Below are 24,800 nucleotides of genomic sequence, written 5' to 3'. Positions count from 1 at the left end.
TGGTGGTCGGCTGCGGCCGCGCCACGGCGGCGTGTTCCCGATCGCGGCCGGTCGAGGGCCCGGGGCGCGGTAACGAGCGAAGGAGCGGCATGCTGTTCGGACAGGAGCACGTACAGCGGTATCTGGAGACCGACGGCGAGGAGGGGCACGAGTGGCAGGGAACCACCGTGCTGATCCTCACGGCGACGGGGCGGCGCTCCGGCAAGCAGCGCAGTACCCCCCTCATCTACCGCAAGGACGGTGATTCCTATGTGGTCGTGGCGTCCAACGGCGGCGCTGACGAGCACCCGTCCTGGTACGCGAACCTGCGCGCCGCCCCCGACGTCACGCTGCAGGTCAAGGGCGACCGGCTGAACGCGCGCGCCCGCGACGCCAGCGAGGAGGAGAAGGCCCGCCTGTGGCCGTACATGGCCGAGGTGTGGCCGCAGTACGACGAATACCAGGTCAAGACCGACCGGCCCATCCCGGTGGTCATCCTGGAGCCGCGCGCCTGATCAGCTCGCCGGCCCGCATGGGACACTGGGGGGACCGGTCATCAGCGTCGGCGTGGTGTCCAGCGTGGCTCATGGTCGGCTCCTCGCTGAGATCGGGACACTGACGCTATGTGCCTCATGTTTCCGTGATGGGTCGGTTGTGCAAGTTCGGCGGAACATGAGGAGCATCCCGGTCCGTCCCCCGCGGACTCCTCCGGAACAGCTCAGGCCGTGCCAGTGTTTTCGTACCTACGAGCGCAGTGGACCGTGCGCGTGTACGGTGATCCACATCGCGCCACGGGTCGGACAACGGTGAACCGCACATTGTTGCACGGTTGGACACCTGGGGTCCGGGGAATCTTCAGACGGACCGACGCGTTAAACCCACGAGACCGCAAGAGCGCCTGGAGGCACGTACACGATGGCCGAGCGAGCACTTCGCGGAACACGGCTCGGGGCGACCAGCTACGAGAACGACAGAAACACCGACCTGGCACCGCGCCAGGAGGTCACCTACGACTGCCCCGGTGGTCATCGCTTCACGGTCACCTTCGCGACCGAGGCCGATATTCCGACCAACTGGGAGTGTCGGTACTGCGGTGACAACGCCCTCATGGTCGACGGCGAGGTGCCGCACGAGAAGAAGGCGAAACCAGCGCGCACGCACTGGGACATGCTTCTGGAGCGTCGCAGCATGGAGGACCTCGAGGAGGTCCTGGCCGAGCGTCTGGAACTGCTGCGGGCACGCCGCAGGGAAGAGCAGGAGCACATGGGGGCTTCGGCGCAGGAGCGCCAGAGCGCCTGAGTCGTGTTGGGTGGGGGCGGCGGCCGCGGCCGCCGCCCCCACCCATGTCTATGGCTGGGCTCAGCCCTCGCTGTCGCCGTGCCTGGCGCCGAACGGGTCACCCGTGGCGCCCAAGAGGTCGGCGACCGAGCCAAGCACCTTGGTCGGCCGGTACGGGAACAGGTCGGCGGTCTGGCGATCCGAGATCCCGGACAGCACGAGGAGTGTCTGCAACCCCGACTCCAGGCCGGAGCGCACGTCGGTGTCCATGCGGTCGCCGATCATCAGCGTGTTCTCGGAGTGCGCTCCGAGCCTGCGCAGAGCGGAGCGCATCATCAGCGGGTTCGGCTTGCCTATGTAGTAGGGCGCGCGGCCGGTGGCTTTCTCGATCAGGGCCGCCACGGCACCGGTCGCGGGGAGCGACCCCTCGCGACTGGGGCCTTTCTCGTCGGGGTTGGTGGCGATGAACCGCGCCCCGCCCTCAACAAGCCGTATGGCGCGGGTGATCGCCTCGAAGCTGTAGGTGCGGGTCTCGCCCAGGACCACGTAGTCGGGATCGCGGTCGGTCTGCACGTAGCCGATACCGTGCAGCGCCGTGGTCAGGCCCGATTCGCCCACCACGTAGGCCGAGCCGTCCGGCCGCTGGGTCTGCAGGAACTGCGCGGTGGCAAGCGCCGAGGTCCAGATGGCGTCCTCGGGAATGTCCAGGCCCATGCGGAGCAGCCGTGCGCGCAGGTCGCGGGGGGTGTAAATGGAGTTGTTCGTCAACACCATAAAAGAGATGCCGTTCGCGGACAGCTCCGCGATCAGGCTGTCGGCGCCCGGAACGAGGTGCTCCTCGCGAACGAGCACCCCGTCCATGTCCATGAGGTAATTCCATCGGTGTTCGTTGGTCACGCCCTCGATTGTCCCCGCTCGCCGGCTACTCGCGCACAGGACCATCCCATGGGCGCATCCTCAGCCGCTGGACTCGTCCTCGTCGTGGACTACGCGACCCGGCACGACACGGCCGCCGCCGGGGGTTCCGGTACTGTTCTCCCTCTGCCCGGGGGACCCCTGCCCCTGTCCCGGGAAGCCGGGTCCGCGCAGGGTGACGGCCGGGCCGTCGGCGGTGGTGGCCATCCGGCGGACTCTGCGTTCCGCCCAGGCGACGAAGGCCCACCGCAGCGCGGGCCGGGTGAACGGCAGCGCGAGCACCGCACCCAGGGCGCCGGTGAGGAAGCCCGGAATGAGCAGCAGGATGCCGCCGACCATGACCATGAGGGTGTCGAGCAGGCCGCTCTGCGGGGGCACGCCGGTGCGCATGGCCTCGTCGGCCTCGCGGAACGCCTTGGTCCCCGCTCCGCGCAGCGCGAACATGCCGGACGCGCTCAGCAGGAACAGCGCGGCGATAGTCCAGGCGACGCCGATCTGCTGCCCCGCGAGGATCATCAGCCAGATCTCGGCGAAGGGCAGCGCCATCAGCGCCAGCACGATCAACAGCGGCATGGGCACCATCCTCGCATCTTTCCGCGTCCCACCAGGGGCCCTAGACGTAGAACGCGTCAGGCGCCGTGTTCGTTCCCGAAACGCCGCTCCCAACGAAGCGCCCCTTCTGGCTCCCCTGGCGGGACGGCGCGCTGGGCGCCGCTACGGCCGCGCACGGCGCGCCGCGACAACCGCCGCGGCCACCGCACCCGCGGCGATGGCGCACAGCGCGGCCTCGGGCAGGGCGCCGAGACGGGTGGCGATGGTCTGCCCGGTCATCGCGGGCACGTCGGCCACGTGCTCGGCGGGTTCGCCCTCCGGGGAGCGATAGGACACGTTCCCGTCGGCGCCGACGACCGCGCTGACCCCGCTGGTGGCGGCGACCACGGCGGGGCGTCCGTGCTCGACGCTGCGGAGCTGGGTGATCGCCAACTGCTGGTCCGTCTGCCCGGTGAAGTTGTAGTTGGCGTTGTTGGTCGGGACCGCAAGGATCTGGCCCCCTTCGGCGACCGCTTCCCGCACCGGGCGGTCGAAGGCGACATCGAAACAGATGGCCGTGGCCAGCGTGGTGCCGCCGATGGTGACGTCGCCGGCTTCGGTGCCGGGCACGGCGTCGGTGGGAACCTGGTCCAGTCGGGAGACGAAGCGCGTGAAGAAGTCGCGGTAGGGGATGTACTCGCCGAACGGGACGAGGAAGCGCTTGCTGTAGTGCTCGCCGGGCTCGCCTGCCCCCGGCTCCCAGACGACACTGCGGACCTCGCGGGTGACGCCGTCGTCGTTGAACCGGCTGATACCGAAAAGCAGGGGCGCACCGGCATCATCGGCCGCTTCGCTGATCATGGCGGCGGCCTCGGAGTCTGTGTAAGCGTCGATATCGCTGGCGTTCTCGGGCAGGATCACCATGTCGGGCTGCTCGACCTCACCCGCGCGGACCTGGTCGGCCACGCGGTGCACGCCGTCGACGTGGTTCCGCAGTACCTGGGTGCGCGTGCCAGCGATGTCCATCTCGCCCACACGCGGGACATTGCCCTGCACCAGGGCAACGGTGACGGTTTTCTCCTCCTCGGGTGCCGCGATCGCCGGCGCCGCGGCTCCGGCGACGGCGATCGCCACCACACCGCAGAGCGCACCCGCGCCGGAGAGCGCCGCGAAGCGGATGCCCCGCGCGCCGCGGCCGCCGCCACCCAGCGGTGGTCCGTGGCCAGCGCGCTCGCGGAGCAGGGGCAGGAGCCGCAGTGCCACCCACAGCAGCAGCGCCCCCACGAGCGCGACCGCGAACGTGACCAGGGCCGTGGAGCCCAGTGCGGCGTATCCGACGAAGGGCCCGCCGGGCTGGCTGAACGCGAGCTTGCCCCACGGGAACCCGTCGAAGGGGAACCGGCTGCGGACCGCCTCCTGCAGCACCCACACCGCGGCCGTCCACACCGGCCAGCCGGGCAGGCGCAGTACCAGGGCCAGGGCGATGGCCATGGGGATGTAGTACACGGTCTCGGCGGCGGCGACCAGCAACCAGACATCCACCCCGAACACGTCCTGCCACTGCACGAGCGGGACCATCAGGGCGGCGCCGGAGGCGGCACCCAGCCAGGCGGCCCGGCGCGGCCGGGTTCCCAGGACGGCCAGGGCCAGCAGGGTCGCGCTGAGTGGCGCCAGCCACCACAGGCCGTAGGGCGGAAGCGCGGCGAGCTGGGCCAGCCCGGAGCCCAGTGCGGCGAGCGCCCGCCACAGGGCTCCGGACCCGTTCCACCACCGCGTGGAGGCCGCGGTGCTGGAACGGCCCGTTACCGCACTGGCCTCGACCGTCTCCCCCTGGACCTCTTCAGCAACCACACGTGGCTCGCTTTCCACCTCGAATGGGCCGAACGGGCGCCGATCGGCCTGGAGCCGGAACGTCCCGCGTGCGCGGGGCGCCTCTGGTCCCTCCGAGGTTACGGCGTACCACCGGGACGGGTGAGACCAGTCCCCTCGGCTGGGGGTGGGGAGGTAAGGGGGGACACGGAAAAAGGCCCGAATCACCCTTCGGACCGGATCCGTCCCGTCGGCGGCGAGCGCGGAGACCGTTGTCTACTGGATGTTCGAGCCTTTTCCGGGTCCAACCCCCCGCCCGGCCACGGAGCCCCGGTTCTTCGCGCACCTCCGCACGCACCTGGTGCGTGGTACGGCGTCCGGTGCGCGAGGAACCGGCCGTTCGACCGGCCCGTCCAGTGCTGGACTGGTCAGTAGATTACCCAGACCGCCCGCTCCCCGTCGCACCCCCGCCGCACGTGTCGAGAACCTCCTGCGATGTCCATCGCTGGGTGGCGGAGTCCGGAGGACGAACGAATCGGATAACCGGCGGCCAGGCTAACGCACCCGCGAATTCGATGCCAGTCCACTTTACGGAGTAGCAGCGGGCGGACCGAGGGGGCGGGCGTCGACGCCCGCCCACCCTCCCCCCCTGCCGTCCATCTCAAATATTGGACGATCTTCGATCGAACTGAACGAAACTGTGGACATTACGGCAAGTTTGCGGTCAGATAGACGGCGTACTTCGAAAGAAACTGATCACCCCTCCGCTCGTTCCGGGGGAGCGTTCCACGGGAGCTGTTGGCTATGGCGAAGATCGTTCTCGACGGCGTCGACAAGGTGTACGCCGGCGATGTGAAGGCAGTCGACGACCTCAGCCTGGAGATCGACGACGGCGAGTTCATGGTTCTCGTCGGCCCGTCCGGGTGCGGGAAGTCGACCGCACTGCGCATGATCGCGGGCCTGGAGGAGATCACCGGCGGTGATCTGATCATTGGTGAACAGGTGGTCAACGACCGCCCGCCCAAGGACCGCGACATCGCCATGGTCTTCCAGAACTACGCGCTCTACCCGCACATGACCGTGGAGCAGAACCTCGCCTTCGGCCTCAAACTGCGCAAGATCTCCAAGTCCGAGATCCAGCGCCGGGTCGGCGAGGCCGCGGCCATGCTCGGCCTGGAGTCCTACCTCAAGCGCAAGCCGGCCGCGCTCTCCGGTGGCCAGCGCCAGCGCGTGGCCATGGGACGGGCCATCGTCCGCGAGCCCCAGGCGTTCCTGATGGACGAGCCGCTGTCCAACCTCGACGCGAAACTGCGCGTTCAGATGCGCGCCTCGCTCAACCAGTTGCACGAGCGGCTCGGCGTCACAACCGTCTACGTGACCCACGACCAGATCGAGGCGATGACCCTGGGCGACCGGGTCGCGGTGCTGCGCGATGGCCGGCTGCAGCAGGTCGACACGCCCAAGAACCTCTTCGACAACCCGGTCAACCTGTTCGTCGCGGGGTTCATCGGATCCCCCGCCATGAACTTCGTCGGTGCCGAGCTGCAGCAGGACGGCCAGGGCGCACTGCTGAAGTTCGCCGACCACACGATTCCGGTACCGGCCGCCGTGCTCGCGCAGCGTCCCCGGCTTCGCGACTACCTCGGCCGGGAGCTCATCCTCGGCATCCGCCCCTCCGACTTCGACGACGCCGCGCACGCTCCGAACGGCGACGCCACCATGGAGGTCACCGCCAACGTCACCGAGGAACTGGGAACCGAGATCAACGTGATCTTCAGTATCGACGCCCCACCGGTGCAGCACGAGGAGGCGGCGGCGCTGGCGGCCGACGCCTCGGGCGACGGCGAGGAGATGGAAGCGGCCGCGATGCCGCTGGCCGGCGACCGGTCCGTCTTCACCGCGCGGGTCAACCCGCGCAGCAACGTGCGTCCCGGGGCGTCGCTGCGGCTGGCCATCGACACCAGCCAGTTGCACTACTTCGACAAGGAGAGCGGCCAAGCCATCGGGCGTTCCGAAGGTCCCGGCTGACCCGCGCGCCATCCCGGCCCGGACGCCCAACCCAGGGGCGTCCGGGCCGGGCTACTTGACGGCTCCGGCCATGACCCCCTGGACGAAGTAGCGCTGGAACGCGAAGAACACCAGCAGGGGCACCACCATGGACAGGAACGCCCCGGCCGAGATGACGTCCAGGTTGGCCCCGAACTGCCGCATCTCCGACTGCAGCGCCACGGTCATGGGCGCCGACTGGGCGTCGGCGAAGACCAGCGCGACCAGCAGGTCGTTCCACACCCACAGGAACTGGAAGATAGTCAGCGAGGCGATCGCCGGTCCACCCAAGGGCAGGATCACCCGCCGGAAGATGGTGAACTCCCGGCCGCCGTCCATCCGCGCGGCCTCCAACAGGTCGCGCGGGATCGCGGCGAAGAAGTTCCGGAGCAGGAAGATCGCGAACGGCAGGCCGAACCCGACGTGGAAGAGGACCACGCCGAGAATCGACCCGTAGATCCCCAGGCCGCCGTAGATCTGCGCGATCGGGATCAGCGCCACCTGCAGCGGTACCACCAGCAGGCCGACGACGAGCAGGAACAGCCAGTCGCGCCCGGGAAACTCCAACCAGGCGAACGCGTAGGCCGCCAGCGACGCGACGACCACGATGATCACTGTCGCGGGCACCGTGATCAGGATGGTGTTGAAGAAGGACGCGGCAAAGGAGGCGTTGTCCAGCAGGCTGGCGTAGTTCTCCAGGCTGAGCTGGGCCGGCTCCTGGAGCACCGCCCACCAGCCCGATGCGGCGTTGTCCTGGGGCGAGCGCAGGCTGGTGATGAACAGCCCGAGGGTCGGCATCAGCCAGAACAGGGCCACGCAGACCAGAAACGCCTGAACGAGCCCCGAGCTGAGCAGGCCGATGATCCGCTTCGGCGCGGTCGCGCGCGGCTCCGCGCCGTCCCCGTCCTCGTGGTGCGGTGTCGTCATGCGTTCTCCCGCCGGAACCGTCGGATCTGGAAGATCATCGCCGGCACGACAAGCACGAGGAGGAACACCGCCAGTGCGCTCCCCATGCCCTGGTCGTTGCCGCCGCCGAACGAGACCCGCCACATCTGCAGGGCCAGGACGTTGGCGTCGGCCTGCACCGAACCGGGGGCGATGACCAGCACGAGGTCGAAGATCTTCAGTACGTAGATCATCAGGGTCACAACGACGACCAGCAGCACCGGTGACAGCAGTGGCACCGTGACCCGGCGGAACACCTGCCATTCGGTGGCGCCGTCGACGCGCGCCGCCTCCAGCGACTCGCGCGGGATGGCCGAGAGTCCCGCCGCGATGAGCACCATCGCGAACCCCGCCCACACCCACAGGTAGGCCCCCATGATGGCGGGCGTGATCAGTGTGGGGCCCAGCCAGGTGACCCCCTGGTAGGGCTCGGTGAAGTTGTCCGCCGCCAGGCGCACCACGTGCGGCTCGTCGGCCAGGTCCGCCAGCGTGAACGTGCCGTCGGCCTCGGTGTGTGCCGTAGCGACGACCTCACCGTCGCGTACCGCCTGCACCTCCATGGCGGGAAGGCCCGGCTCCTCGGGGTCGATGGCGCCCTCCTCGCCACCGCCGCCCCTGGTGAAGTCGAGCCAGACGGTACCGCTGATCTGGTTCTGGCCGGCGGATCCCCCCTCAGCGGCGTTCTCGGTGCCCTCGGGAAGCTCGTCGGACCGCACCCCCACCAGCGGGATCTGGAGCGTCTCGCCGGGTTCGGCCTCGCCGGTGACCTCGTAGCCGCCCCCGGACGTCTCCTCCAGCGGCGCTTCCGGGCGGGGGTCGGCGCCGGGGTAGGCCGCGGCCGGGCTGATCGTGTCCTGCACGGTGGTGATCATCGCGTTGGCCAGGCCTCGCTCGGGGTCCTGCTCGTAGACGAGCCGAAAGATCACGCCCGAGGCGAGGAAGGAGACCGCCATGGGCATGAAGACCACGATCTTGAAGGCTGTGGCCCACCGGATCCGCTCGGTGAGCACCGCGAAGATCAGCCCTGCCATTGTCACCACGACCGGCGCGACGGCGATCCAGATGACGTTGTTGCGCAGCGCCACGAAGGTCGCCGGCGAGGTGAACATCCGCCGGTAGTTGTCGAGCCAGACGAACTCGGTCCCCGCGGCGTCCCAGAGGCTGCGGTACATCGAGAACAGGATCGGATAAACCAGGAACGCGCCGAGGAACAGCAGCGCGGGCAGCAGGAAGACCAGCGCCAGCCCGGGGGGTGGGCCCAGTCGGCCCGTCCCACCGGAGGGGGCGGCCTCCGCGGCGCCCGCGGCGCCCTCCTCGGGGGCCGCGGGACCGGTGGGCGACGGCGCTCCGTCGGTGTCAGCCATCGGGATACCGCTCTCGTCTCAGGAGCCGGACGCGGCCTGCTCCAGCTCCTCGGCCGTACCTTCGGGATCGCCGGGGTCGCGCAGGTAGTCCTGCAGGATCGCCCACATGCCCGAGCCCTCGGTCGCGCCGAACGCGCTGGGCACCTGGTCGGACAGGTCGTAACGGACGTCCTCGCCCGCGTCGAGGACGGTCTGGGCCAGCCCCTGGGTGAACTCGTCCTCGTAGGCTCCGGTGGGGACCTCGGAGTTGGCCGAGAGGTAGCCGCCCTGCTCGGCCCACAGTTCCTGGGCCTCGGCCGAGGAGAGGTAGGCCATGAGCTCCGGCACTCCCTCGTTCTCGGTCATGGCCACGGCGATGTCGCCGGCGACCACGACCGGCGGGTCCTCGCCGACGGCCGGGAAGGGGAACGCCACAGCGTTCTCGCCGACCGTGGCCCCGGCCTCGCGCGCGGGGGCCGCGACGAAGTCGGCCTCGACGACCATGGCCGCGTCCTCCTGTCCGTAGACCTGGTTGACGCAGCTCGGGAAGTCGGTCTGCACGGCGCCGTCCCGGCCGCCCACCATCAGGTCGTCCTCGCCCCAGACGTCGGCCAGCGTCTCCAGGCTCTGTACGACGCTGTCGTCGGTCCAGGAGAGTTCCCCGGCGGCGAGCTGGTCGTAGGACTCGGGTCCGTTCTCGGAGAGGTAGACGTTCTCGAACCAGTCGGTGAGTGTCCAGCCGGACGCGCCGCACATGGCGAAGGGGGTGATCCCGGCGTCGGACAGCGTCGAGGAGGTGGTGCCGACCATGTCGTCCCAGGTGGCGGGCTCCTGCACGCCGGCCTCGTCGAAGGCGTCGGGCCGGTACCACACGAGCGACTTGTGCGCGGCCTTGACCAGGACACCGTATGTCTCGTCGCCGGCGGTCCCCAGATCCTGCCAGTAGTCGGCGTACTCCTCCTCGAGGGTGGTCGCCGCCGCACCACTGAGGGGCACCAGCTCGCCGCGTTCGGCGTACTCGTCCACCAGGCCGGGTTGCGGCAGGGCCGCGATGTCCGGCGGCTCCCCCGCCTCGATCTTGGGGCCCAGGTAGGCTCCGGTGTCCTCACCGGTGGACTCGTAGGAGACCGACGCACCGGTCTGCGCCTCGAACTCGTCGAGAACGGCCCGGAACCCCTCCTCCTCCGCACCGGTCCATTTGGCGGCCACAGTGAGCTCCACACCGTCGAGCTCGCCACTGCCCCCGGGGCCTGAGCCCGGCGAGCAGGCGCTCGCGAGCAGCGCTATGGCCGCGACTGGCGCGACCGCGCCGCGGCCGGTCCGCGGGTACCTACGCATGGGATCCCTCCTTGTGCTGGTGCGCGGGTGAGGGATCACCCCAGATGCCCGCGCCGGAGTCGGGGTCGAAGAAGTACAGCCGTGCGGTCTCGACGCGCACCCGCAGGGGATCCCCGATCTTGGTCCGGGAGCGAGGGCTGCAGCGCGCGATGATCTCGCTTTCGCGGCTTGCGGTGCCGAGCTGGTCAGCGCCGGCGTCGCGTGCCAGCTCTCTGGTGTCGTCGGTGACGACGGGCGACGCGTCCAGCCGGAAGTGCAGCAGCAGCTCGGAGCCGAGTGCCTCGACGAGATCGGTGGTGGAGGACAGTACGGCACCGTCGGGAGTGTCGACGAGGTCAGCGTCCTCCATGTCCTCGGGCCGGATGCCCACGGCGATGGCGCGCCCGATGTAGTCGCGCAGCCGGGGCCGCTCGGCCAGCAGGGTGCCGGGGACCGCGAGCGCCTGCCCACCGAGCGCCAGGCGCGCGCCGGCCCCGTCTGCCTCCAGGCGCGCCTGCAGCAGGTTCATCGACGGGGAACCGATGAACCCGGCGACGAAGAGGTTGGCGGGCCGGTCGTAGAGCTCCTGGGGAGGGGCGGCCTGCTGCAGCACGCCCTTCTTCAACACGGCCACCCGGTCGCCCAGGGTCATCGCCTCGACCTGGTCGTGGGTGACGTAGACGGTTGTCACCCCGAGGTCGCGCTGGATCCGCGAGATCTCGGCGCGCATCTGCACGCGTAGCTTGGCGTCGAGGTTGGACAACGGCTCGTCCATGAGGAACGCGTGCGGGTTGCGCACGATCGCCCGCCCCATGGCCACCCGCTGGCGCTGGCCACCCGAGAGGTTCCGGGGCCTGCGGTCGAGGTGCTCGGTGAGGCCCAGGGTGCTCGCGGCCTCCTCGACCCGCTGGCGGATCTCCGATTTGGCGACCTTGCGCAACTGCAGCCCGAACCCGATGTTGTCGCGCACCGAGAGGTGCGGGTAGAGCGCGTAGCTCTGGAACACCATGGCGACGTCGCGGTCGCGCGCCGGCACCCGGTTGACGACGCGGTCGCCGATGATGAGGTTCCCCGAGCTGACCTCCTCGAGGCCGGCGATCATGCGCAGCGCCGTGGTCTTGCCGCACCCGGACGGACCGACGAGGACCAGGAACTCCCCTTCGCCGATGTCGAGGTCGAGGTCGCTCACCGCGGCCGTCCGATCGGGGTAGATCTTGCTGACCTCGGCCAACCGGATGCTCGCCACGAGCTACCTCCCGTTATGTGACGCAAGCCACACGGCGCGGATACCACTCATTTCGTATCAACGAATGTTTGATCAAAAAAAGGCCGGCCGCTCCCCTGTTACCAATCCGTTTCCAGAGCGGGAAACCACCGCGCGCCACGCGACCAACGCCCCCCGTCAATCGTGACCGGACAGATACCGGCCGATAACCAGCCGCTGGATCTGGTTGGTCCCCTCGACGATCTGCAGCACCTTGGCCTCGCGCATCAGGCGCTCGGCCGGATGGTCCCGGGTGTATCCGGCCCCGCCCAGGACCTGCACGGCGTCGGTCGTAGCGCGCATGGCGGTGTCGGAGGCGAACAGTTTCGCCATGGCGGCCTGCACGCCGAACGGCTGCCCGGAGTCGCGGCGCCGGGCCGCTGCGAGGTAGAGCTCGCGAGCGGCCTCGACCTGCGTGGCCATGTCGGCGAGCAGGAATCCCACGCCCTGGAACTCGCCGATGGGCCGACCGAACTGGCGGCGCTCGCGCGCGTAGCCCACCGCGAGGTCCATCGCCGCCTGCGCGACTCCCACCGCGCAGGCGGCGATGCCCAGCCGCCCGCAGTCGAGCGCGGCCATCGCGATGCTGAACCCCTGTCCCTCCTGGCCGATGAGTGCCTCCTTGCCGACGCGCGCCGCGTCGAAGCGCACCGACGCCGTGGGCGAGGCGGACATCCCCATCTTCCGTTCGGGAGGGGCGGCGGCAACCCCGCTGGTGGAGGCGGGGACGTGCAGGCAACTGATGCCGCGCGCGCCCGAGCCGGGACCTCCGGTGCGCGCGAAGAGGGTGTAGAAGTCGGCGACGCCGCCGTGGGTGGTCCACGCCTTGGTGCCGTTGACCAGGTACCCCTCGTCGGTGGGGGTTGCCGCGGTGGCCATGGCTGCGGCGTCGGAGCCGGAGTCGGCCTCGGAGAGGCAGTAGGCGCCCAGCAGCTCACCGCCGATGAGGTCGCCGAGCAGCGCCTCGCGCTGCTCGGTGTCGCCGTACTCGGCGATCGGGAAGCACGCCAGGGTGTGCACGCTGAGGCCGAGTCCCACGGCGAGCCACCCGCGCGCCAGCTCTTCGACTACCTGGAGGTAGACCTCGTAGGGCTGGTCCCCTCCGCCGAAGGCCGCGGGGTAGGGCAGCCCCAGCAGCCCGGCCCGGCCAAGTTGGGTGAAGAGGTCCCGGGGAAAGGCGGCCCGCTCCTCATCGGCGGCCACCCTGGGGGCGAGCTCCCGGTCGACCATCGTCCGAACCAGTTCCAGCAGGTCGGCGGCCTCCGGGGTGGGAAGCACGCGTTCCACGGGCATTGTGGCCCCCATATCATCACGCCCCGGACACCCCGGGGTATTTATTAGGTCGTCCAAGTATATCGGCGGGCGCCCGCGCGGAAACGGCAGCCCTCGGGGGCGCCGGGCCTCAGCCCCGCAGGCCCGCCAGACGCCGAGTGGCGTGCTCCCAAGTCCAGTCCTCAAGCACCCACTCACGACCCCGCAGGCCCATGGCCCGCGCGTGCTCCGGAGCGTCCAGGACACGGGTGACGCGCCGGGCCACCTCGCCCGGATCGCGGCCGTCGACGACGTAGCCGGTCTCCCCGTGCCGGACCGCCTCGGGTGCGCCCCCGGAATTGCCGGCCAGAACGGCAAGCCCGCTCGCGGCCGCCTCCAGGAAGACGATCCCCAGTCCCTCGGCCTCCAGGACGGCACGGCGCGAACGGCACGGCATGGCGAACAGGTCGGCCGCCGCGTAGAACTCCGGCAGCTCCGTGTTGGGGTGTGCGCCGGCGAAGACCACTTCGGCATCGACCCCCATCCAGGCCGCCAGGTCCCGCAGCCGCCGTTCGTCGGGCCCCTCCCCCACCACCAGCAGCCGCGCCCGCGGGTGCCGCACCCGCACCCACGACATCGCCCGGATCAGCGCGTCGACGCCCTTGCGTGGGACCAGGCGGCACACCGAGAGGATCACCGGCCCCTGGCCCAGACCGTACCGCTCCCGCACCGCAGAGCCGTCGCGCTCGGGATGGAAGAGATCGGTGTCGACCCCCGGGGCCAGTTTGACGAGCCGGTGGCGGGCGGTGGACCCCAGCGCGTCCTGCAGCAGATCGCGGGTGTACTCCCCCAGGTAGGTCAGCACGTCTACGTCGTCGCCGATCCTGCGCAGCACTCGGCGCACGCCGGGGAGTTGCGACCACCACGCCTCGTGGCCGTGGGTCAGCGCGACGATCTCCCGCACCCCGGCGGTGCGCAGCCCGCGCGCCAGCAGGCCGAGCGGAGCCGCCGAGCCGATCACGACACGGTCGCAGCCGTGCTCGCGGACCAGGTCGGCGGACTTGCGCGCGACACGCGGCGTGGGAAGCAGCGTGCGCGCGGGGTCGCGGACGATCGCGAACGGCTGCACCCGGTCGAACTCGCGCTGCCCGGCGCTCGCCGAGGTGTAGACCAGCACGTCACCGGCACCGGCCGCGGGCATGCGCCGCGCCAGCTCGTAGCCGAACGTCTCGGTGCCGCCGGTCCGCGGCGGGAAGTCGTTGGTGATCAACATGGTGCGCTGCGCCATCGCGAAGAACTCCCGTATGTCGTTCGCGTGCGGCGGCCGATGGGGATCGCCGCCGAATGCCACCACACTAGAGGTTCACACAAGGTGATTGAACAAAAGCGCAAAGTATTATTCGGTGGCCTTGGGTTACCCCGTGCGCTCCGCAGAGATCCTGACCGTGCGGACATGTTCGTCGCCGAGAACGTCCGCACGGACACCCTCGATGCACCTCACCACCGCGCGAGACCACCGGCGCGTGTCTCGGTTCACCACGATTCGATGATTGGGGCACCGTGCTCGCGCCGCCGCCATTCCTCGGTGATGCGGCCGAGCCGGGCCGCGGCTGCCATACCGCACACGGCCGCGATCTTGCCGTCGCGGACCTCCAGGATCACCGCGCCCACAACCTGGTCGTCGAACGCGGCGAGCACGGCGGGAGAACCGTTGACCACGCCGGCGTAGATCGAAGGGGAACCGCCGGCCAGTTCCCGCTTCGCTGGCGTCGCCTTGAAGCCGGCCCGCATGGCGGCGGCGATCCGCTCGGGGGTCGAGTACCGCAGCAGCTTTGTCGCCAGCCCGGCGCCGTCGGCGACCCCGGTCGCGTCGTCGGTCAGCAGCGCCACCAGCCGCTCGGTCCGGCCCGAGGCAGCGGCGTCGACGAACGCCTCGACGATCCGGTGCGCGGAGGCGCGGTCGACTTCACTGGCGTTGCGCTCCGCGGCGACATGGCGCCGGGCCCGGTGGGCGTGCTGCTGGCTCGCGGACTCGGTGATGTCGAGGATCTCGGCGATCTCGGCGTGGCCGTAGGAAAAGGCCTCACGCAGCACGTAGACGGCCCGCTCGACCGGCGAGAGGCGTTCCATGAGCATCAGCACCGCCAGGGTCACCGATTCGCGCTGCTCGACGGTGTCGGCCGGGCCCAGCATCGGGTCGCCGTCCAGGAGCGGTTCGGGCAGCCAGTCGCCGGCCGCGCGTTCGCGCCGCACCTGCGCCGAACGGAGCCGGTCGAGGGACAGGTTGGTGACGACCTTGGTCAGCCACGCCTCGGGTACCTCGATGTGTTCCCGCTCGGCGGCCTGCCAGCGCAGGAACGCGTCCTGCACCGCGTCCTCGGCGTCGGCGGCCGAGCCGAGCAGGCGGTACGCGAGCGAGGCCAACCGGTCCCGGTTGGCCTCGAAACGCTGCACGGCGACAGTGTCCATAAGCGCCACCCTAGGCAACGACCCCCTCAGTGGAGGGGTCTGGCGCGGTTGCCGAGTGGTGCTTGCGAGCCGGCAGTCCGTAGGTCGGATGGCGCACGCTCCATGCGACGGTTCTGAGCACGGCCGCCTTGACACGCGCGGCTGGACGGCCGCGCAGGGCACCGGGCTTCGATCGCGCGTCGCCGTCGACCAGTTGGAAGATCGCGTCCTTGCTTCCGAGGCTGATGCAGTTGCCGAGGTATGCCAACGGGGTCTTCGAGACTGCGCGGCCGGTCAGGTTCCCGATGATCGCGGCCGTCGCCTGCATCCGGGTGAATCCCGCCGAAGCGCAGCTCATCGGCAGTGGCTGGCCGTTCCCGCCGATGGCGTGGGCGCTGTCACCGGCGGCGTAGACCTCCGGATGGGAGACCGACCGCATCGTGCGGTCGACCGTGATCTGGCCATTGCCTTCGACATCGAGCCCGCTGGCGGCGGCGATGGGGTGGACGGCGAAGCCGGCCGCCCACACGGTCGCGTCGGAACCGATGGTGGTGCCGTCAGCGGTGACAGCCTTCGCCGCCTCGACGCGTTCGATGGTGGCGTGCTCGTGGACCACGACGCCGAACCGGTCGAAGGCTCGCAGCAGGTGGCTGCGCGCCTTCGGGCCCAGCCAACCCCCCAGCTCGCCGCTGGTGGCCAGGGTGACCTGGAGCCCGGGCCGGGATTCGGCGATCTCGGTGGCAGTCTCGATCGCGGTCAGGTTGCCGCCGACGACCAGCACCGTTCCGTTCTCGCCCAGCTCGTCCAGGCGCTGGCGCAGGCGCAGCGCCGCCGGTTGGCCGGCGACGTGGAAGGCGTGCTCGTTCACGCCCGGAACGCCGTGGTCGGCGGCGGTGCTGCCGAGCGTGTAGAGGAGGGTGTCGTATTCGAGCCACTCGGTACCCTCGCCGTCGGTCACGGCGACCCTCCGTTGCTCGGCGTTGACGGCGGTGACGCGTGCCAGCCGCAGCCGGATACCGGTGCCCGCGAACAGCTCCGCCAATTGGTAGCGGCGCAGGTCCTGGCCGGCGGCGAGCTGGTGCAGGCGCATCCGCTCTACGAAGTCGGGCTCGGCGTTGACGACGGTGATCTCGAAGTCGTCGGTGTGGAGGTGGCGGGCGAGGTATCCGGCGGCGGGGGCTCCGGCGTATCCGGCCCCGAGGACGACGATGCGGTGCCGCATGTTGTTGCTCCTGTCTGTTCGCGTGCCCTTTGAACGAGACAGGACCCAGATCCCTGACAGGGTCCGGCTATGGCGTGGATCACTATGAGCTGAGCAGCGGTGCCCTACGTTCGCGAATCGGCGGCCGTACCCGCGGCCTATCCGACGGAGGAGTAGGCCACCACCCCGCGGCGCACCTGGTCCATGGCACGGTGCGCGTTCTCCCGGATCGTTCCGTCGGCCGGGGCGGCGTTGGCGATCTGGCCGAGCATGTCCAGAAGCTGCTTCGTTGCGCGTACGAAGTCGCCGGCGGACATGTCGGCGTCCATGAGGATCCGGTCGAGCCGGTCGCCGCGCGCCCAGCGGTAGGCGGTCCACACGAACCCGAGATCCGGCGCGCGCTGGAACGACACGCGGTGGTTGCGCTCGACCTCGTGCAGCTCGCCCCAGAGCCGCTCCATCTCCGTGAGTGTCTCGGCCGGGGCTCCGTCCGGGATCCGCGGGAACGAGTCGTCAGACCTCCGGGACTCGTAGACCAGCGACGAGACGCACGCCGCCAGGTCGGCCGGGTCGAGCCGCTCCCACAGGCCGCGTCGCAGGCACTCGGCGACCAGCAGGTCGAGCTCGGAGTACACGTTGGCGAGCAGCCGCCCCTCGTCGGTGACGGTGTCCCCTTCGAGGTAGCCCAGCTCCTCCAGCACTGAGCACACCCGGTCGAAGGTGCGGGCGATCACGTGGGAACGGCCCTCGACGCGGCGCCGCAGCCCTTCGGTATCCTTCGACAGCCGGTGGTAGCGCTCCGCCCACCGGGCGTGGTCCTCGCGGTCGGCGCACCCGTGGCACGGGTGCGCGCGCAGCTCGCGGCGCAACCGGGCGATCTCCGGCTCCTCGGTGGCGTCCTCGCTGTTGTCGCGGGAGCGCGGCTGCTGCTCCACCGCGCCATCGCTCAGCTTATTCCGCAGGGTGGACGCGAGGTCGCGGCGGGACTGCGCGGACCGGGCGGAGAAGTTCCTCGGGATGCGCAGCCGGCCAGCCGGCTCGACCGGCGTGGGGAAGTCGGCCGCGTTCACCCGCTTGACCTGCCGGTTGTAGGTCAGCACCAGGGGCGCGGGCACATCGCCGCCCGCGCCCGGGTCGAGGACCACCGCGAAGCCCGTGTGCCGCCCCCGGGGCACCCGGATGATGTCACCGGGCCGGAGCCGTTCGAGGCTGCGCACTGCTTCGTCGCGCCGCTGCGCGGTACGCCCCTTGGCGGCCCGCTTCTCCGTCTCCTTGAGCTGGCGGCGCAGCGCCGCGTACTCCATGAAGTCGCCAAGGTGGCACTCGGCGGCCTTGGCGTAGCCGTCGAGCGCCTCCTCGTGCTTGCGGAGCTCGCGGGTCAGGCCGACCACGGCGCGGTCGGCCTGGAACTGCGCGAAGGAGGACTCCAGCATGTTCCTGCTGCGCTCGCGTCCGACCTGGCCGACCAGGTTGACGGCCATGTTGTAGGACGGCTGGAAGCTGGAGTTCAACGGGTAGGTGCGGGTGCTGGCCAGCCCGGCGACGGCCTCCGGGTCGGTTCCCGGCTGCCACACCACGACCGCGTGCCCCTCGACGTCGATGCCGCGCCGCCCGGCACGCCCGGTCAACTGGGTGTACTCGCCCGGTGTGAGGGCGGCGTGGGTCTCGCCGTTCCACTTGTCGAGCTTCTCGATGACGACGGTGCGCGCGGGCATGTTGATCCCCAGCGCCAGAGTCTCAGTGGCGAACACCGCGCGGATGAGCCCTCGGGAGAACAGCGTCTCGACGATCTCCTTGAACGTCGGCAGCATCCCGGCGTGGTGCGCGGAGACACCGCGTTCGAGCGCGTCCAGCCACTGGTGGAACCCGAGCACCGCCAGGTCGGCCGGTGGGATATCGGCGCACTGGCGTTCGGCGTAGCCGCGGATCTCCGCGGCCTCCTCGTCGGTGGTCATGCGCAGCCCGGAGTGCACGCACTGCCGGACGGCGTCGTCGCAGCCGGCCCGGCTGAAGACAAACGTGATCGCCGGCAGCAGCCCGTCGCGGTCGAGCTCCTCGATGATCTGCACGCGGTTCGGCGGCGCGAACTTGGCGCGCGGCCGGGGCGCCCCGCGCCCCCGCGCCTGGGGCGGGCGGCGCTTATGCGCGACCAGGGAGAGCCGCTCCTCCTCCTGGGCCAGCCGGACCAACCGCGGATTGACCCGCATGCGCTCGCCGTTGACCACGATGTCGCTGCCCGTACTCCGACTGCCGCGCTCACGCTTGCGGGTGCGCTTGCGGCCCTCCCCGGCATCGTTCTCCGTGTCCTGCTGCTCGACCGGGACGAACAGGTCGTGCAGCCGCTTACCGGCCATGACGTGCTGCCACAGCGGGACGGGGCGCTGCTCGTCGACGATCACCGTGGTGTCACCGCGCACCTGCTGCAGCCACTCGCCGAACTCCTCGGCGTTGCTGACCGTGGCCGACAGCGCCACCATCCGCACCGACTCCGGCAGGTGGATGATGACTTCTTCCCACACCGCGCCGCGGAAGCGGTCGGCGAGGTAGTGCACCTCGTCCATGACCACGTAGGCCAGCCCGCTGAGGGTGCGCGACCCCGCGTAGAGCATGTTGCGCAGCACCTCTGTGGTCATGACCACGATGGGCGCCTCGCCGTTGACGCTGTTGTCCCCGGTCAGCAGGCCGACACTGTCGCTGCCGTACCGGCGCACGAGGTCGGTGTACTTCTGGTTGGACAGCGCCTTGATGGGCGTGGTGTAGAAGCACTTCCCGCCGTCGCGCAATGCGAGGTGCACCGCGAACTCCCCCACGACGGTCTTCCCGGACCCGGTGGGGGCGGCGACGAGCACGCCGTGCCCGGACTCCACCGCCTTGCATGCCCGCACCTGGAAGGGATCGAACTCGAAGCCGTAGAGCCCCTGGAAGTCCTCGATCGTGGCACTTGACTCGGCTTGGCGCCGACGGAACGCGGCGTACCGCGCTGCGTGCGTACTCATATCGACCAAGCTTAGGAGGTACGCGATAGTGCGGCCGCCGTCAACATCCGCACCGACCCCGGAACTACCTCACACGTTAGGGGGGTTTCGGCGATCCGCTCCCCGTCGGCGTAGCCCACGGCCGGCGAGGCGCCTGTCCCGCTCGTGGCGATGGTGACCCGGTGGCCGCGCAGTACGGTGACGTTGTCGAGGCCGGGGTGGGTCCCCGTGTAGACCCGGGGGAAGAGCCGGAGGAACGTCGTACGCGGCACCGCGTGCACCAGGACCACCTCCAGCAGCCCGTCGTCGTACGCGGCCCCGGGGCACACGCGCATCCCGCCGCCGTAGGTCGACGTGTTGCCCACGGCCACGCACATCCCCTCGGCCACCAGGGGCTCGCCGTCGACGTCCAGGATGAAGCGGATCGGGCTGAACGTGCGCAGCTCGGCCAGGAGCCCGTAGAGGTAGCCCGCCCGGCCGATGGACACCGGCAACCCGTTGACACGCTCGTTGACCCGGGAGTCCAACCCGCAGGCGAGCACGCTGAGATAGTGCTGCCCGGCGACGCGGACCGTGTCGGCCACGACGTACCGGCCGTTCAGGATCGCGGTCGCGGCGGCCCGCGGCGAGCGCGGCATGCCGAAAGCGCGGGCGATGTCGTTGCCGGTGCCAGCGGGAACCGCGGCCAGGGGCACCTCTGTGCCCACGGCACCGCTCAGCGCCGTGTGGACCACCCCGTCGCCGCCCACGGCCACCAGTGCGTCGGTTCCGGCCGCCGTGGCCTCGCGGGCGAGCCGGGCGCCGTCCTGCGGTGAGCGCCCGGCGACAACGGTGACGTCGGCGCCGCCCCCGCGCAGGTGCCGGAGCAGGCGGGTCGCGGTCACGGCAGGACGGCCGCCCGCGGTCGGGTTGACGAGGAGCGTGATGTGCTGCGTCATTAGCGGGCGCCGTTCCGTCGCACGAGGCGGGAGCGGCGCCGCCGTTACTCGGCCTCGCCGGAATCCCGAGTGTTGTTCGGCGAGGGTACCGCTTTCGCGGGCACCTCGCCCCGCTGTATGGCCGCCTCCTCGGCGGTGAGGTACTCCTCGGGGATGTCGAACTCGCCGTCCTTGGCGCCCAGCACGAACGCCTCCCACTCGGCGGGCGTGAAGAAGAGGATGCCCTTCTCCGGGTGCTTGCCGTCGCGCACGGCGCGGAAGCCGTCGTCGAACTTGGCAACCTCGACAATGGCGTCGGAGTCCTCGCTCGACAGCGACGACCGTTTCCAGACGGCATCCGTGGTGTCGTGCCACTTCTCGTTGCCCTGGGCCTCCGGTGGCAACTCACGTCCGGCGCCGGTGTCGGCCCGCTCACTCATCAGTCTTCCTCCTTGGCTCGTCTCGCGCCCCGAGCCTCGTCGCGGTCGGGCCCGCGCAGGACGACCCTAACGGTTCGGCGTCTCCCGAGGGCTCTCCTCGTCAAGCGGGGAGGGTTCCTCGTCGAGCTCGGACATCTCGTCGTCGGCGAGGCCGGCCGTGGGGTCGCGCCGGCCCTGCCGGCGGTCGTTGAGGAAGCAGAAGAGCTCGGCCAGCTCGAAGAGCATGATCACCGGGATCGCCAGCGCCAGCATGGAGAACGGCTCGGCGGGGGTGGCCATCGCGGACGCGACGAACGCGAGGAAGATGATCAGGCGGCGCCACTTCGCGATCGCGGCGTGGCTGAGCACCCCCATGATGTTCAGCAGCACCACGATCAGCGGCACGACGAAGGCGATCCCGAACACCAGGATCATGGTGATCATGTAGTTCAGGTAGTTGGTGATGGTGATCATCGCGATCTCGCCCTCGGCGGCGAACGCGAACAGGATTTCCATCGCCTTCTGCGTGATGAAGTAGGCCAGCGCCGATCCGGTCAGGAACAGGGGCACGGCCGCGCCGATGAAGAACCAGGTGTAGCGCTTCTCCTTGCCACGCAGCGCTGGCGCGACGAACAGCCAGAGCTGCGAGAGCCAGAACGGGCACGAGACCAGGATGCCGACGATCAGTGCGACCTTGAACCGCAGGAAGAACGCCTCGAAGATGCCCGTGTAGATCAGGCTGCAGGCCTCCGAGCCGCCCGTGACCTCGCTGGACTGCGGCAACCCGCAGTAGGGCTGTTTCAGCACCTCCCAGACGGGGTCGAAGAAGTAGAACCCCAGCCCGACACCGGCGGCCACAAAGATCAATGCCTTGATCAGGCGGTTGCGAAGCTCACGCAAGTGCTCCATGAGCGGCATGCGAGCTTCCGGATCGCTCTCTCGCCATCGCCGCGCCTGCATCGCCCGTTACGCTCCTCGAACCCGTTCCTGAACCGGCCGCCACGCAACCAGAACCGCCGCGCCCCGCGGCGTCACCCGCACCACTCGGGTCCCGCTAGCTCCCGTACTGCCGGCGAACCGGTTGGCCGTTCTCGTCGACGACGTACTGGCCCGGAGGAAGCTCGGCGTAGCCCGCCTGCTGGGGTTGGGCCGCGGGACCGTTGTAGTCGTAGGCCTGCGCCTGCGTGCCCTGCGGCGACCCGGTCTTATCGGACGACTCGTCGGTGGCGCTGCTTTCCTCGTCCTCCCGGAACCCCTTGGTTTCGGACTTCAGGATCCGGGCACTGCGTCCGATCGAGCGGGCGAGATCCGGCAGCTTCTTGGCCCCGAACAACACCACCGCGATGAGAAGCAGAATGAGCAGCGTTCGAAAATCCATGCCCATGTCTTAACCTCTTTCCACGACGCTACCCCGCGCCTTTGATCATACGCCCTGGCCGGAAAAGAGCCATCGGGCCTGCGCTTAAGCGTACTCGGCCCCTACTGTCCCAGCTCGCTCCGGTGCGAGCCGAGCCCCACCCTGATCCGGGCGACCTGGTCCCCGAGCCGGCGTACTCGCGCCAGCAGGTAGCGGACGAGGGCACCGATGGCGAGGCGGGGCCGAACCACAGCAGCGCCACCACAAGCAGAACCAGGGCCGAACGGGGGTCCAACGCTGCCTCCCGACTTGCGCGGAACGGCGGGTCACCGGAGGTCGGCGCGGGCCCGCTGCGCCCGCGCGCGCACTTCGCGGTAGCGCGGTTCGAGGTCCTCGCGGGTGCGCGCGAGTTCCTCCTGCAGCCGGCGCGCCTGCGCCAACAGCCGGATTGCGAGGGATCCCACCGCGAGCAGGCCCACGAGGGTCAGGGCGGCGAGACTGGCGATCGCGAACACGGATTCACCCTACCCCGCTGCGCGTGAATCCATGCTGGCCCGCGTGTTAACCGGGCACGTCGCGCGCGCCACACCGCGGCGGGCGCTGCTCGACCGGACCACCGGGCGGCCACGGCGGGCGCCTTCCGCGCGGCCGCTGCCCGCCCGACACCAACGGGGCACGCTCGCGAGAGTCAAACGTAGCCGTTCAGCGCGCGGCGGGCGTCGTGGCGCACCCGCTCGGCGAGCTCGGCCGGCGCGACGACCCGCGCGTGCGGCCCCAGTCGCAGCGCGAACCGGCGCACCCATCCGGGGGCGGGGGTCCGCAGTGTCGCGCGCACCCGGCCGTCCGGCAGCTCCTCTACCGCTGTGCACACGTACTCCTCCGTTACCCAGCGCGCCCGCGGCTCCAGCTCCAACGTGACCAGGGCGTCGGCGTCGGACGTCTGCAGCACGCCGTCGCTCAGGTCGCGGTGGCGCGCCGTGGACGGCACCTCCGCCAGCACCGGCAGCACCGTCATGTCCAGGACCCGGTCGAGCCGGAACAGCCGGACATCCTCCCGGAGCCGGCACCAGCCCTCAAGGAAGGCGTGCCCGTCCTGCACGACCAGCGTCATCGGATCCACGTCGCGCTCGGTCACCTCGTCGGCGTACCCGGAGAGGTAGCGCAGGTGCACCCGCTGCCCGGCCCGCAGCGCCTCGTCGCACCGCCTCTGCAGCTCGCGCACCTCGTCACTGAGGTCCAGGCGGACCTCGACGGCGCCGGCCAACCGGTCGACCGCCTCGGCCTGCTCACTGGCGTTCCTGCCCTGTTCGGCGGCTCCGCGCAGCTTCTCGCCGGCCCGTTTCAGCGCGTCGCTGCCCGCCATACCCGGAAGCTCGCCGAGCAGCCCGACGCCCACAACCAGGCTCGCGGCCTCGTCCGCGGTCAGGCGCAGCGGCTGGGCCAAGGGGTCGGCGTTGCCGATGATGATCTCCCCGGTGGAGCGCGCCGCGTCGAGGTCGACGTCGATCAGGTCCCCGGGGGTGTAGCCGGGCAGCCCGCACATCCACAGCAGGCTCAGGTCCTTCAGCACCTGCTTCTCGCTCAGCCCGAAGTGCGCGGCCACCTCGGGCACCCGGACGTCGTGGCTGAGCGCGTACGGCACCAGCATGAGCAACCGGCGCAACTGCTCCGAGGAGGCAACGCCGCGGCCACCCGCCGCCGCCGGCTCCCCGTCCGCGGCGGCGAGATGCTCGCCGCTCTGGGGCTCGCGCGTCGCCACCGCCCGGAGGTGGTCCTCCGTCGCCTCACGCGCCTCCGGGGGCGCCTCGACCACCACCCGCTCGCCGAACCCCGCCACGGCCGCCACCAGGGCCGCGACATCGGTGAAGGGGTAGTCCACCCGGTCCCATCGGCCGTCCTCGGCCGGCCCTTCGCCGGGCACGATCCGCAGCGCGGCGCGGCGGAGCGCGTGCCCGGAGTCCGCACGCACGCGCAGCCGGGCCACCCCCTCGGCCTCCGGGCGCTGCGCGCGGACCACCGAACGCACGTCGACGCCTTCGGGCACCTCGATCGGCGGTCCGGAGCGCAGCACGGTGACCTCACCGGCGATCCGGCTCAGCCGGAACACCCTACTGGCCTGGCGGTCGCGATCGTAGCCGGCCACGTACCACCGGCCATGCACGTTGACGACGCCCCACGGGTCGAGCTGTCGGGGCGTCACCTCCGCGCCGGGCTTGCGGTAGTCGAAACGTACCGAGCGGCGGTCGCGGACCGCCTGCCAGATCGGCAGGAACGCCGGTTCGTCGGTGCTGAGAACGGGGGTGACGCTGGGCGCCGCGTCGGAGTCGACGGGCACACCGGCGGCCCGCAGCTTCAGCACCGCGTTGGCCGCGGCGTCCCCCAGGGCCGCGTACCGCCAGGCCCGCGCCGCGAGTCCGAGTACGGCCGCCTCGTCGGGCAGCAGCTCGATCTCGGGCAGCTCGTAGTCGGCCCTCGATATCCGGTAGCCTTCCTCCTCGCTCCAGACATCGGCGCTGCCCGTCTCGATCGGGATCCCGCTCTCGCGCAGCTCCTTCTTGTCCCGCTCGAACATCCGCTTGAACGCGGCGCTGGTCTCGGCCTCGGCGTAGCCGGCGACGGTCGCGCGAATCTCCCGTGCGGTGAGGAACCTCCGGGTCGCGAGCAGGCAGATGACCAGGTTGAGCTGCCGTTCGGTCTTCCTTCGCGACATCGCCGGCCCATCTCCTCGCCGCTGAACTCACCCCGTTGGATTATCGCCACGACGGTACCGCGTCCGCGGTGTCGGGCGGGGAGTCATGACTCCCC

The 24,800-nt window shown here is 70.5% G+C and carries 22 protein-coding genes; 3 read left to right on the top strand and 19 right to left on the bottom strand.

Annotation, left to right across the window (positions count from 1 at the left end; all coding sequences use genetic code 11):
- Nucleotides 1-89 precede the first annotated feature (89 nt).
- Nucleotides 90-494: a nitroreductase family deazaflavin-dependent oxidoreductase gene (locus tag F4561_RS11575; protein WP_184577871.1), complete on the top strand. Its 405-nt coding sequence runs from the start codon at nt 90-92 to the stop codon at nt 492-494.
- A gap of 400 nt (nt 495-894) precedes the next feature.
- Nucleotides 895-1,278, top strand: coding sequence for an RNA polymerase-binding protein RbpA (locus F4561_RS11570; RefSeq protein ID WP_184577868.1), 384 nt, complete (start codon nt 895-897; stop codon nt 1,276-1,278).
- A 60-nt stretch (nt 1,279-1,338) separates the two neighbouring features.
- Here the strand turns inward: F4561_RS11570 and F4561_RS11565 are convergent, their stop codons facing one another.
- The 3 genes from F4561_RS11565 to lnt all read right to left on the bottom strand — a co-directional run bounded on the left by F4561_RS11565 (nt 1,339) and on the right by lnt (nt 4,554).
- Complete coding sequence (locus F4561_RS11565) at nt 1,339-2,124, bottom strand: HAD-IIA family hydrolase (RefSeq protein ID WP_184583504.1); 786 nt, start codon at nt 2,122-2,124, stop codon at nt 1,339-1,341.
- A 90-nt stretch (nt 2,125-2,214) separates the two neighbouring features.
- Nucleotides 2,215-2,745, bottom strand: a complete 531-nt coding sequence (locus tag F4561_RS11560) for an FxsA family protein (protein ID WP_184577863.1) — start codon at nt 2,743-2,745, stop codon at nt 2,215-2,217.
- A gap of 141 nt (nt 2,746-2,886) precedes the next feature.
- The gene (gene lnt / locus F4561_RS11555; protein WP_184577860.1) at nt 2,887-4,554 is read right to left on the bottom strand and encodes an apolipoprotein N-acyltransferase; all 1,668 of its coding nucleotides are present in this window, start codon (nt 4,552-4,554) and stop codon (nt 2,887-2,889) included.
- 762 nt (nt 4,555-5,316) lie between these two features.
- On the opposite strand from lnt, the gene F4561_RS11550 reads away from it, so the two are divergent.
- Entirely contained in the window at nt 5,317-6,540 is a 1,224-nt protein-coding gene (locus tag F4561_RS11550) for an ABC transporter ATP-binding protein (protein ID WP_184577857.1), read from the top strand.
- A 51-nt stretch (nt 6,541-6,591) separates the two neighbouring features.
- Here F4561_RS11550 and F4561_RS11545 read toward each other — a convergent pair whose 3' ends face one another.
- From F4561_RS11545 to F4561_RS11475, 16 genes are all read right to left on the bottom strand, one after another.
- Nucleotides 6,592-7,485, bottom strand: coding sequence for a carbohydrate ABC transporter permease (locus F4561_RS11545; RefSeq protein ID WP_184577854.1), 894 nt, complete (start codon nt 7,483-7,485; stop codon nt 6,592-6,594).
- Nucleotides 7,482-8,867, bottom strand: coding sequence for a carbohydrate ABC transporter permease (locus tag F4561_RS11540; RefSeq protein ID WP_184577851.1), 1,386 nt, complete (start codon nt 8,865-8,867; stop codon nt 7,482-7,484). Before F4561_RS11540 ends, F4561_RS11545 begins: the two co-directional genes overlap by 4 nt.
- A gap of 18 nt (nt 8,868-8,885) precedes the next feature.
- Nucleotides 8,886-10,184, bottom strand: coding sequence for an ABC transporter substrate-binding protein (locus tag F4561_RS11535; RefSeq protein WP_184577848.1), 1,299 nt, complete (start codon nt 10,182-10,184; stop codon nt 8,886-8,888).
- On the bottom strand, nt 10,177-11,409 hold the full coding sequence (locus tag F4561_RS11530; RefSeq protein ID WP_184577845.1) for an ABC transporter ATP-binding protein: 1,233 nt from the start codon (nt 11,407-11,409) through the stop codon (nt 10,177-10,179). Before F4561_RS11530 ends, F4561_RS11535 begins: the two co-directional genes overlap by 8 nt.
- A gap of 156 nt (nt 11,410-11,565) precedes the next feature.
- The gene (locus F4561_RS11525) at nt 11,566-12,720 is read right to left on the bottom strand and encodes an acyl-CoA dehydrogenase family protein (RefSeq protein WP_184577842.1); all 1,155 of its coding nucleotides are present in this window, start codon (nt 12,718-12,720) and stop codon (nt 11,566-11,568) included.
- 109 nt (nt 12,721-12,829) lie between these two features.
- Complete coding sequence (locus F4561_RS11520; protein WP_184583503.1) at nt 12,830-13,966, bottom strand: glycosyltransferase family 4 protein; 1,137 nt, start codon at nt 13,964-13,966, stop codon at nt 12,830-12,832.
- Between the two features lie 245 nt (nt 13,967-14,211).
- A complete protein-coding gene (locus F4561_RS11515; RefSeq protein WP_184577840.1) occupies nt 14,212-15,147 on the bottom strand; it encodes a sigma-70 family RNA polymerase sigma factor in 936 nt (311 codons plus the stop codon).
- Nucleotides 15,148-15,157: 10 nt separating this feature from the next.
- Nucleotides 15,158-16,348, bottom strand: a complete 1,191-nt coding sequence (locus F4561_RS11510; protein ID WP_184577836.1) for an NAD(P)/FAD-dependent oxidoreductase — start codon at nt 16,346-16,348, stop codon at nt 15,158-15,160.
- Nucleotides 16,349-16,485: 137 nt separating this feature from the next.
- The gene (locus F4561_RS11505) at nt 16,486-19,323 is read right to left on the bottom strand and encodes a DEAD/DEAH box helicase (protein ID WP_184577833.1); all 2,838 of its coding nucleotides are present in this window, start codon (nt 19,321-19,323) and stop codon (nt 16,486-16,488) included.
- Between the two features lie 11 nt (nt 19,324-19,334).
- Nucleotides 19,335-20,240 carry a diacylglycerol/lipid kinase family protein gene (locus F4561_RS11500; protein ID WP_184577829.1) on the bottom strand — a complete coding sequence of 302 codons (906 nt, stop codon included), beginning with the start codon at nt 20,238-20,240 and terminating at the stop codon, nt 19,335-19,337.
- Between the two features lie 44 nt (nt 20,241-20,284).
- The gene (locus F4561_RS11495; protein WP_184577826.1) at nt 20,285-20,659 is read right to left on the bottom strand and encodes a DUF397 domain-containing protein; all 375 of its coding nucleotides are present in this window, start codon (nt 20,657-20,659) and stop codon (nt 20,285-20,287) included.
- A 66-nt stretch (nt 20,660-20,725) separates the two neighbouring features.
- Nucleotides 20,726-21,556, bottom strand: coding sequence for a twin-arginine translocase subunit TatC (gene tatC / locus F4561_RS11490; protein WP_184577823.1), 831 nt, complete (start codon nt 21,554-21,556; stop codon nt 20,726-20,728).
- Nucleotides 21,557-21,692: 136 nt separating this feature from the next.
- Nucleotides 21,693-22,016 (bottom strand): Sec-independent protein translocase subunit TatA, encoded by a 324-nt coding sequence (gene tatA, locus F4561_RS11485; protein ID WP_184577820.1) that lies wholly within the window; start codon nt 22,014-22,016, stop codon nt 21,693-21,695.
- 101 nt (nt 22,017-22,117) lie between these two features.
- Nucleotides 22,118-22,246 carry a hypothetical protein gene (locus F4561_RS33280; RefSeq protein ID WP_281384080.1) on the bottom strand — a complete coding sequence of 43 codons (129 nt, stop codon included), beginning with the start codon at nt 22,244-22,246 and terminating at the stop codon, nt 22,118-22,120.
- A gap of 75 nt (nt 22,247-22,321) precedes the next feature.
- Nucleotides 22,322-22,510 (bottom strand): hypothetical protein, encoded by a 189-nt coding sequence (locus tag F4561_RS11480; RefSeq protein WP_184577817.1) that lies wholly within the window; start codon nt 22,508-22,510, stop codon nt 22,322-22,324.
- Between the two features lie 173 nt (nt 22,511-22,683).
- Nucleotides 22,684-24,705, bottom strand: coding sequence for a helix-turn-helix transcriptional regulator (locus tag F4561_RS11475; protein WP_184577813.1), 2,022 nt, complete (start codon nt 24,703-24,705; stop codon nt 22,684-22,686).
- Nucleotides 24,706-24,800 lie beyond the last annotated feature (95 nt).

This window comes from Lipingzhangella halophila, assembly GCF_014203805.1.
In the GTDB taxonomy this organism is placed as follows: Bacteria; Actinomycetota; Actinomycetes; order Streptosporangiales; family Streptosporangiaceae; genus Lipingzhangella; species Lipingzhangella halophila.
The sequence above is the reverse complement of the archived record's forward strand: the minus strand, read 5'-3'. Positions and strand labels throughout refer to the sequence as shown.

Excerpts from the sequence above, each read along its gene's own strand:
- F4561_RS11575 (WP_184577871.1), top strand. The coding sequence starts at position 90 with ATGCTGTTCGGACAGGAGCACGTACAGCGGTATCTGGAGACCGACGGC.
- F4561_RS11570 (WP_184577868.1), top strand. The coding sequence starts at position 895 with ATGGCCGAGCGAGCACTTCGCGGAACACGGCTCGGGGCGACCAGCTAC.
- F4561_RS11565 (WP_184583504.1), bottom strand. The coding sequence starts at position 2,124 with ATGGACATGGACGGGGTGCTCGTTCGCGAGGAGCACCTCGTTCCGGGC.
- F4561_RS11560 (WP_184577863.1), bottom strand. The coding sequence starts at position 2,745 with ATGCCGCTGTTGATCGTGCTGGCGCTGATGGCGCTGCCCTTCGCCGAG.
- F4561_RS11550 (WP_184577857.1), top strand. The coding sequence starts at position 5,317 with ATGGCGAAGATCGTTCTCGACGGCGTCGACAAGGTGTACGCCGGCGAT.
- F4561_RS11545 (WP_184577854.1), bottom strand. The coding sequence starts at position 7,485 with ATGACGACACCGCACCACGAGGACGGGGACGGCGCGGAGCCGCGCGCG.
- F4561_RS11540 (WP_184577851.1), bottom strand. The coding sequence starts at position 8,867 with ATGGCTGACACCGACGGAGCGCCGTCGCCCACCGGTCCCGCGGCCCCC.
- F4561_RS11535 (WP_184577848.1), bottom strand. The coding sequence starts at position 10,184 with ATGCGTAGGTACCCGCGGACCGGCCGCGGCGCGGTCGCGCCAGTCGCG.
- F4561_RS11525 (WP_184577842.1), bottom strand. The coding sequence starts at position 12,720 with ATGCCCGTGGAACGCGTGCTTCCCACCCCGGAGGCCGCCGACCTGCTG.
- F4561_RS11520 (WP_184583503.1), bottom strand. The coding sequence starts at position 13,966 with ATGGCGCAGCGCACCATGTTGATCACCAACGACTTCCCGCCGCGGACC.
- F4561_RS11515 (WP_184577840.1), bottom strand. The coding sequence starts at position 15,147 with ATGGACACTGTCGCCGTGCAGCGTTTCGAGGCCAACCGGGACCGGTTG.
- F4561_RS11510 (WP_184577836.1), bottom strand. The coding sequence starts at position 16,348 with ATGCGGCACCGCATCGTCGTCCTCGGGGCCGGATACGCCGGAGCCCCC.
- F4561_RS11505 (WP_184577833.1), bottom strand. The coding sequence starts at position 19,323 with ATGAGTACGCACGCAGCGCGGTACGCCGCGTTCCGTCGGCGCCAAGCC.
- F4561_RS11500 (WP_184577829.1), bottom strand. The coding sequence starts at position 20,240 with ATGACGCAGCACATCACGCTCCTCGTCAACCCGACCGCGGGCGGCCGT.
- F4561_RS11495 (WP_184577826.1), bottom strand. The coding sequence starts at position 20,659 with ATGAGTGAGCGGGCCGACACCGGCGCCGGACGTGAGTTGCCACCGGAG.
- tatC (WP_184577823.1), bottom strand. The coding sequence starts at position 21,556 with ATGCCGCTCATGGAGCACTTGCGTGAGCTTCGCAACCGCCTGATCAAG.
- tatA (WP_184577820.1), bottom strand. The coding sequence starts at position 22,016 with ATGGATTTTCGAACGCTGCTCATTCTGCTTCTCATCGCGGTGGTGTTG.
- F4561_RS11475 (WP_184577813.1), bottom strand. The coding sequence starts at position 24,705 with ATGTCGCGAAGGAAGACCGAACGGCAGCTCAACCTGGTCATCTGCCTG.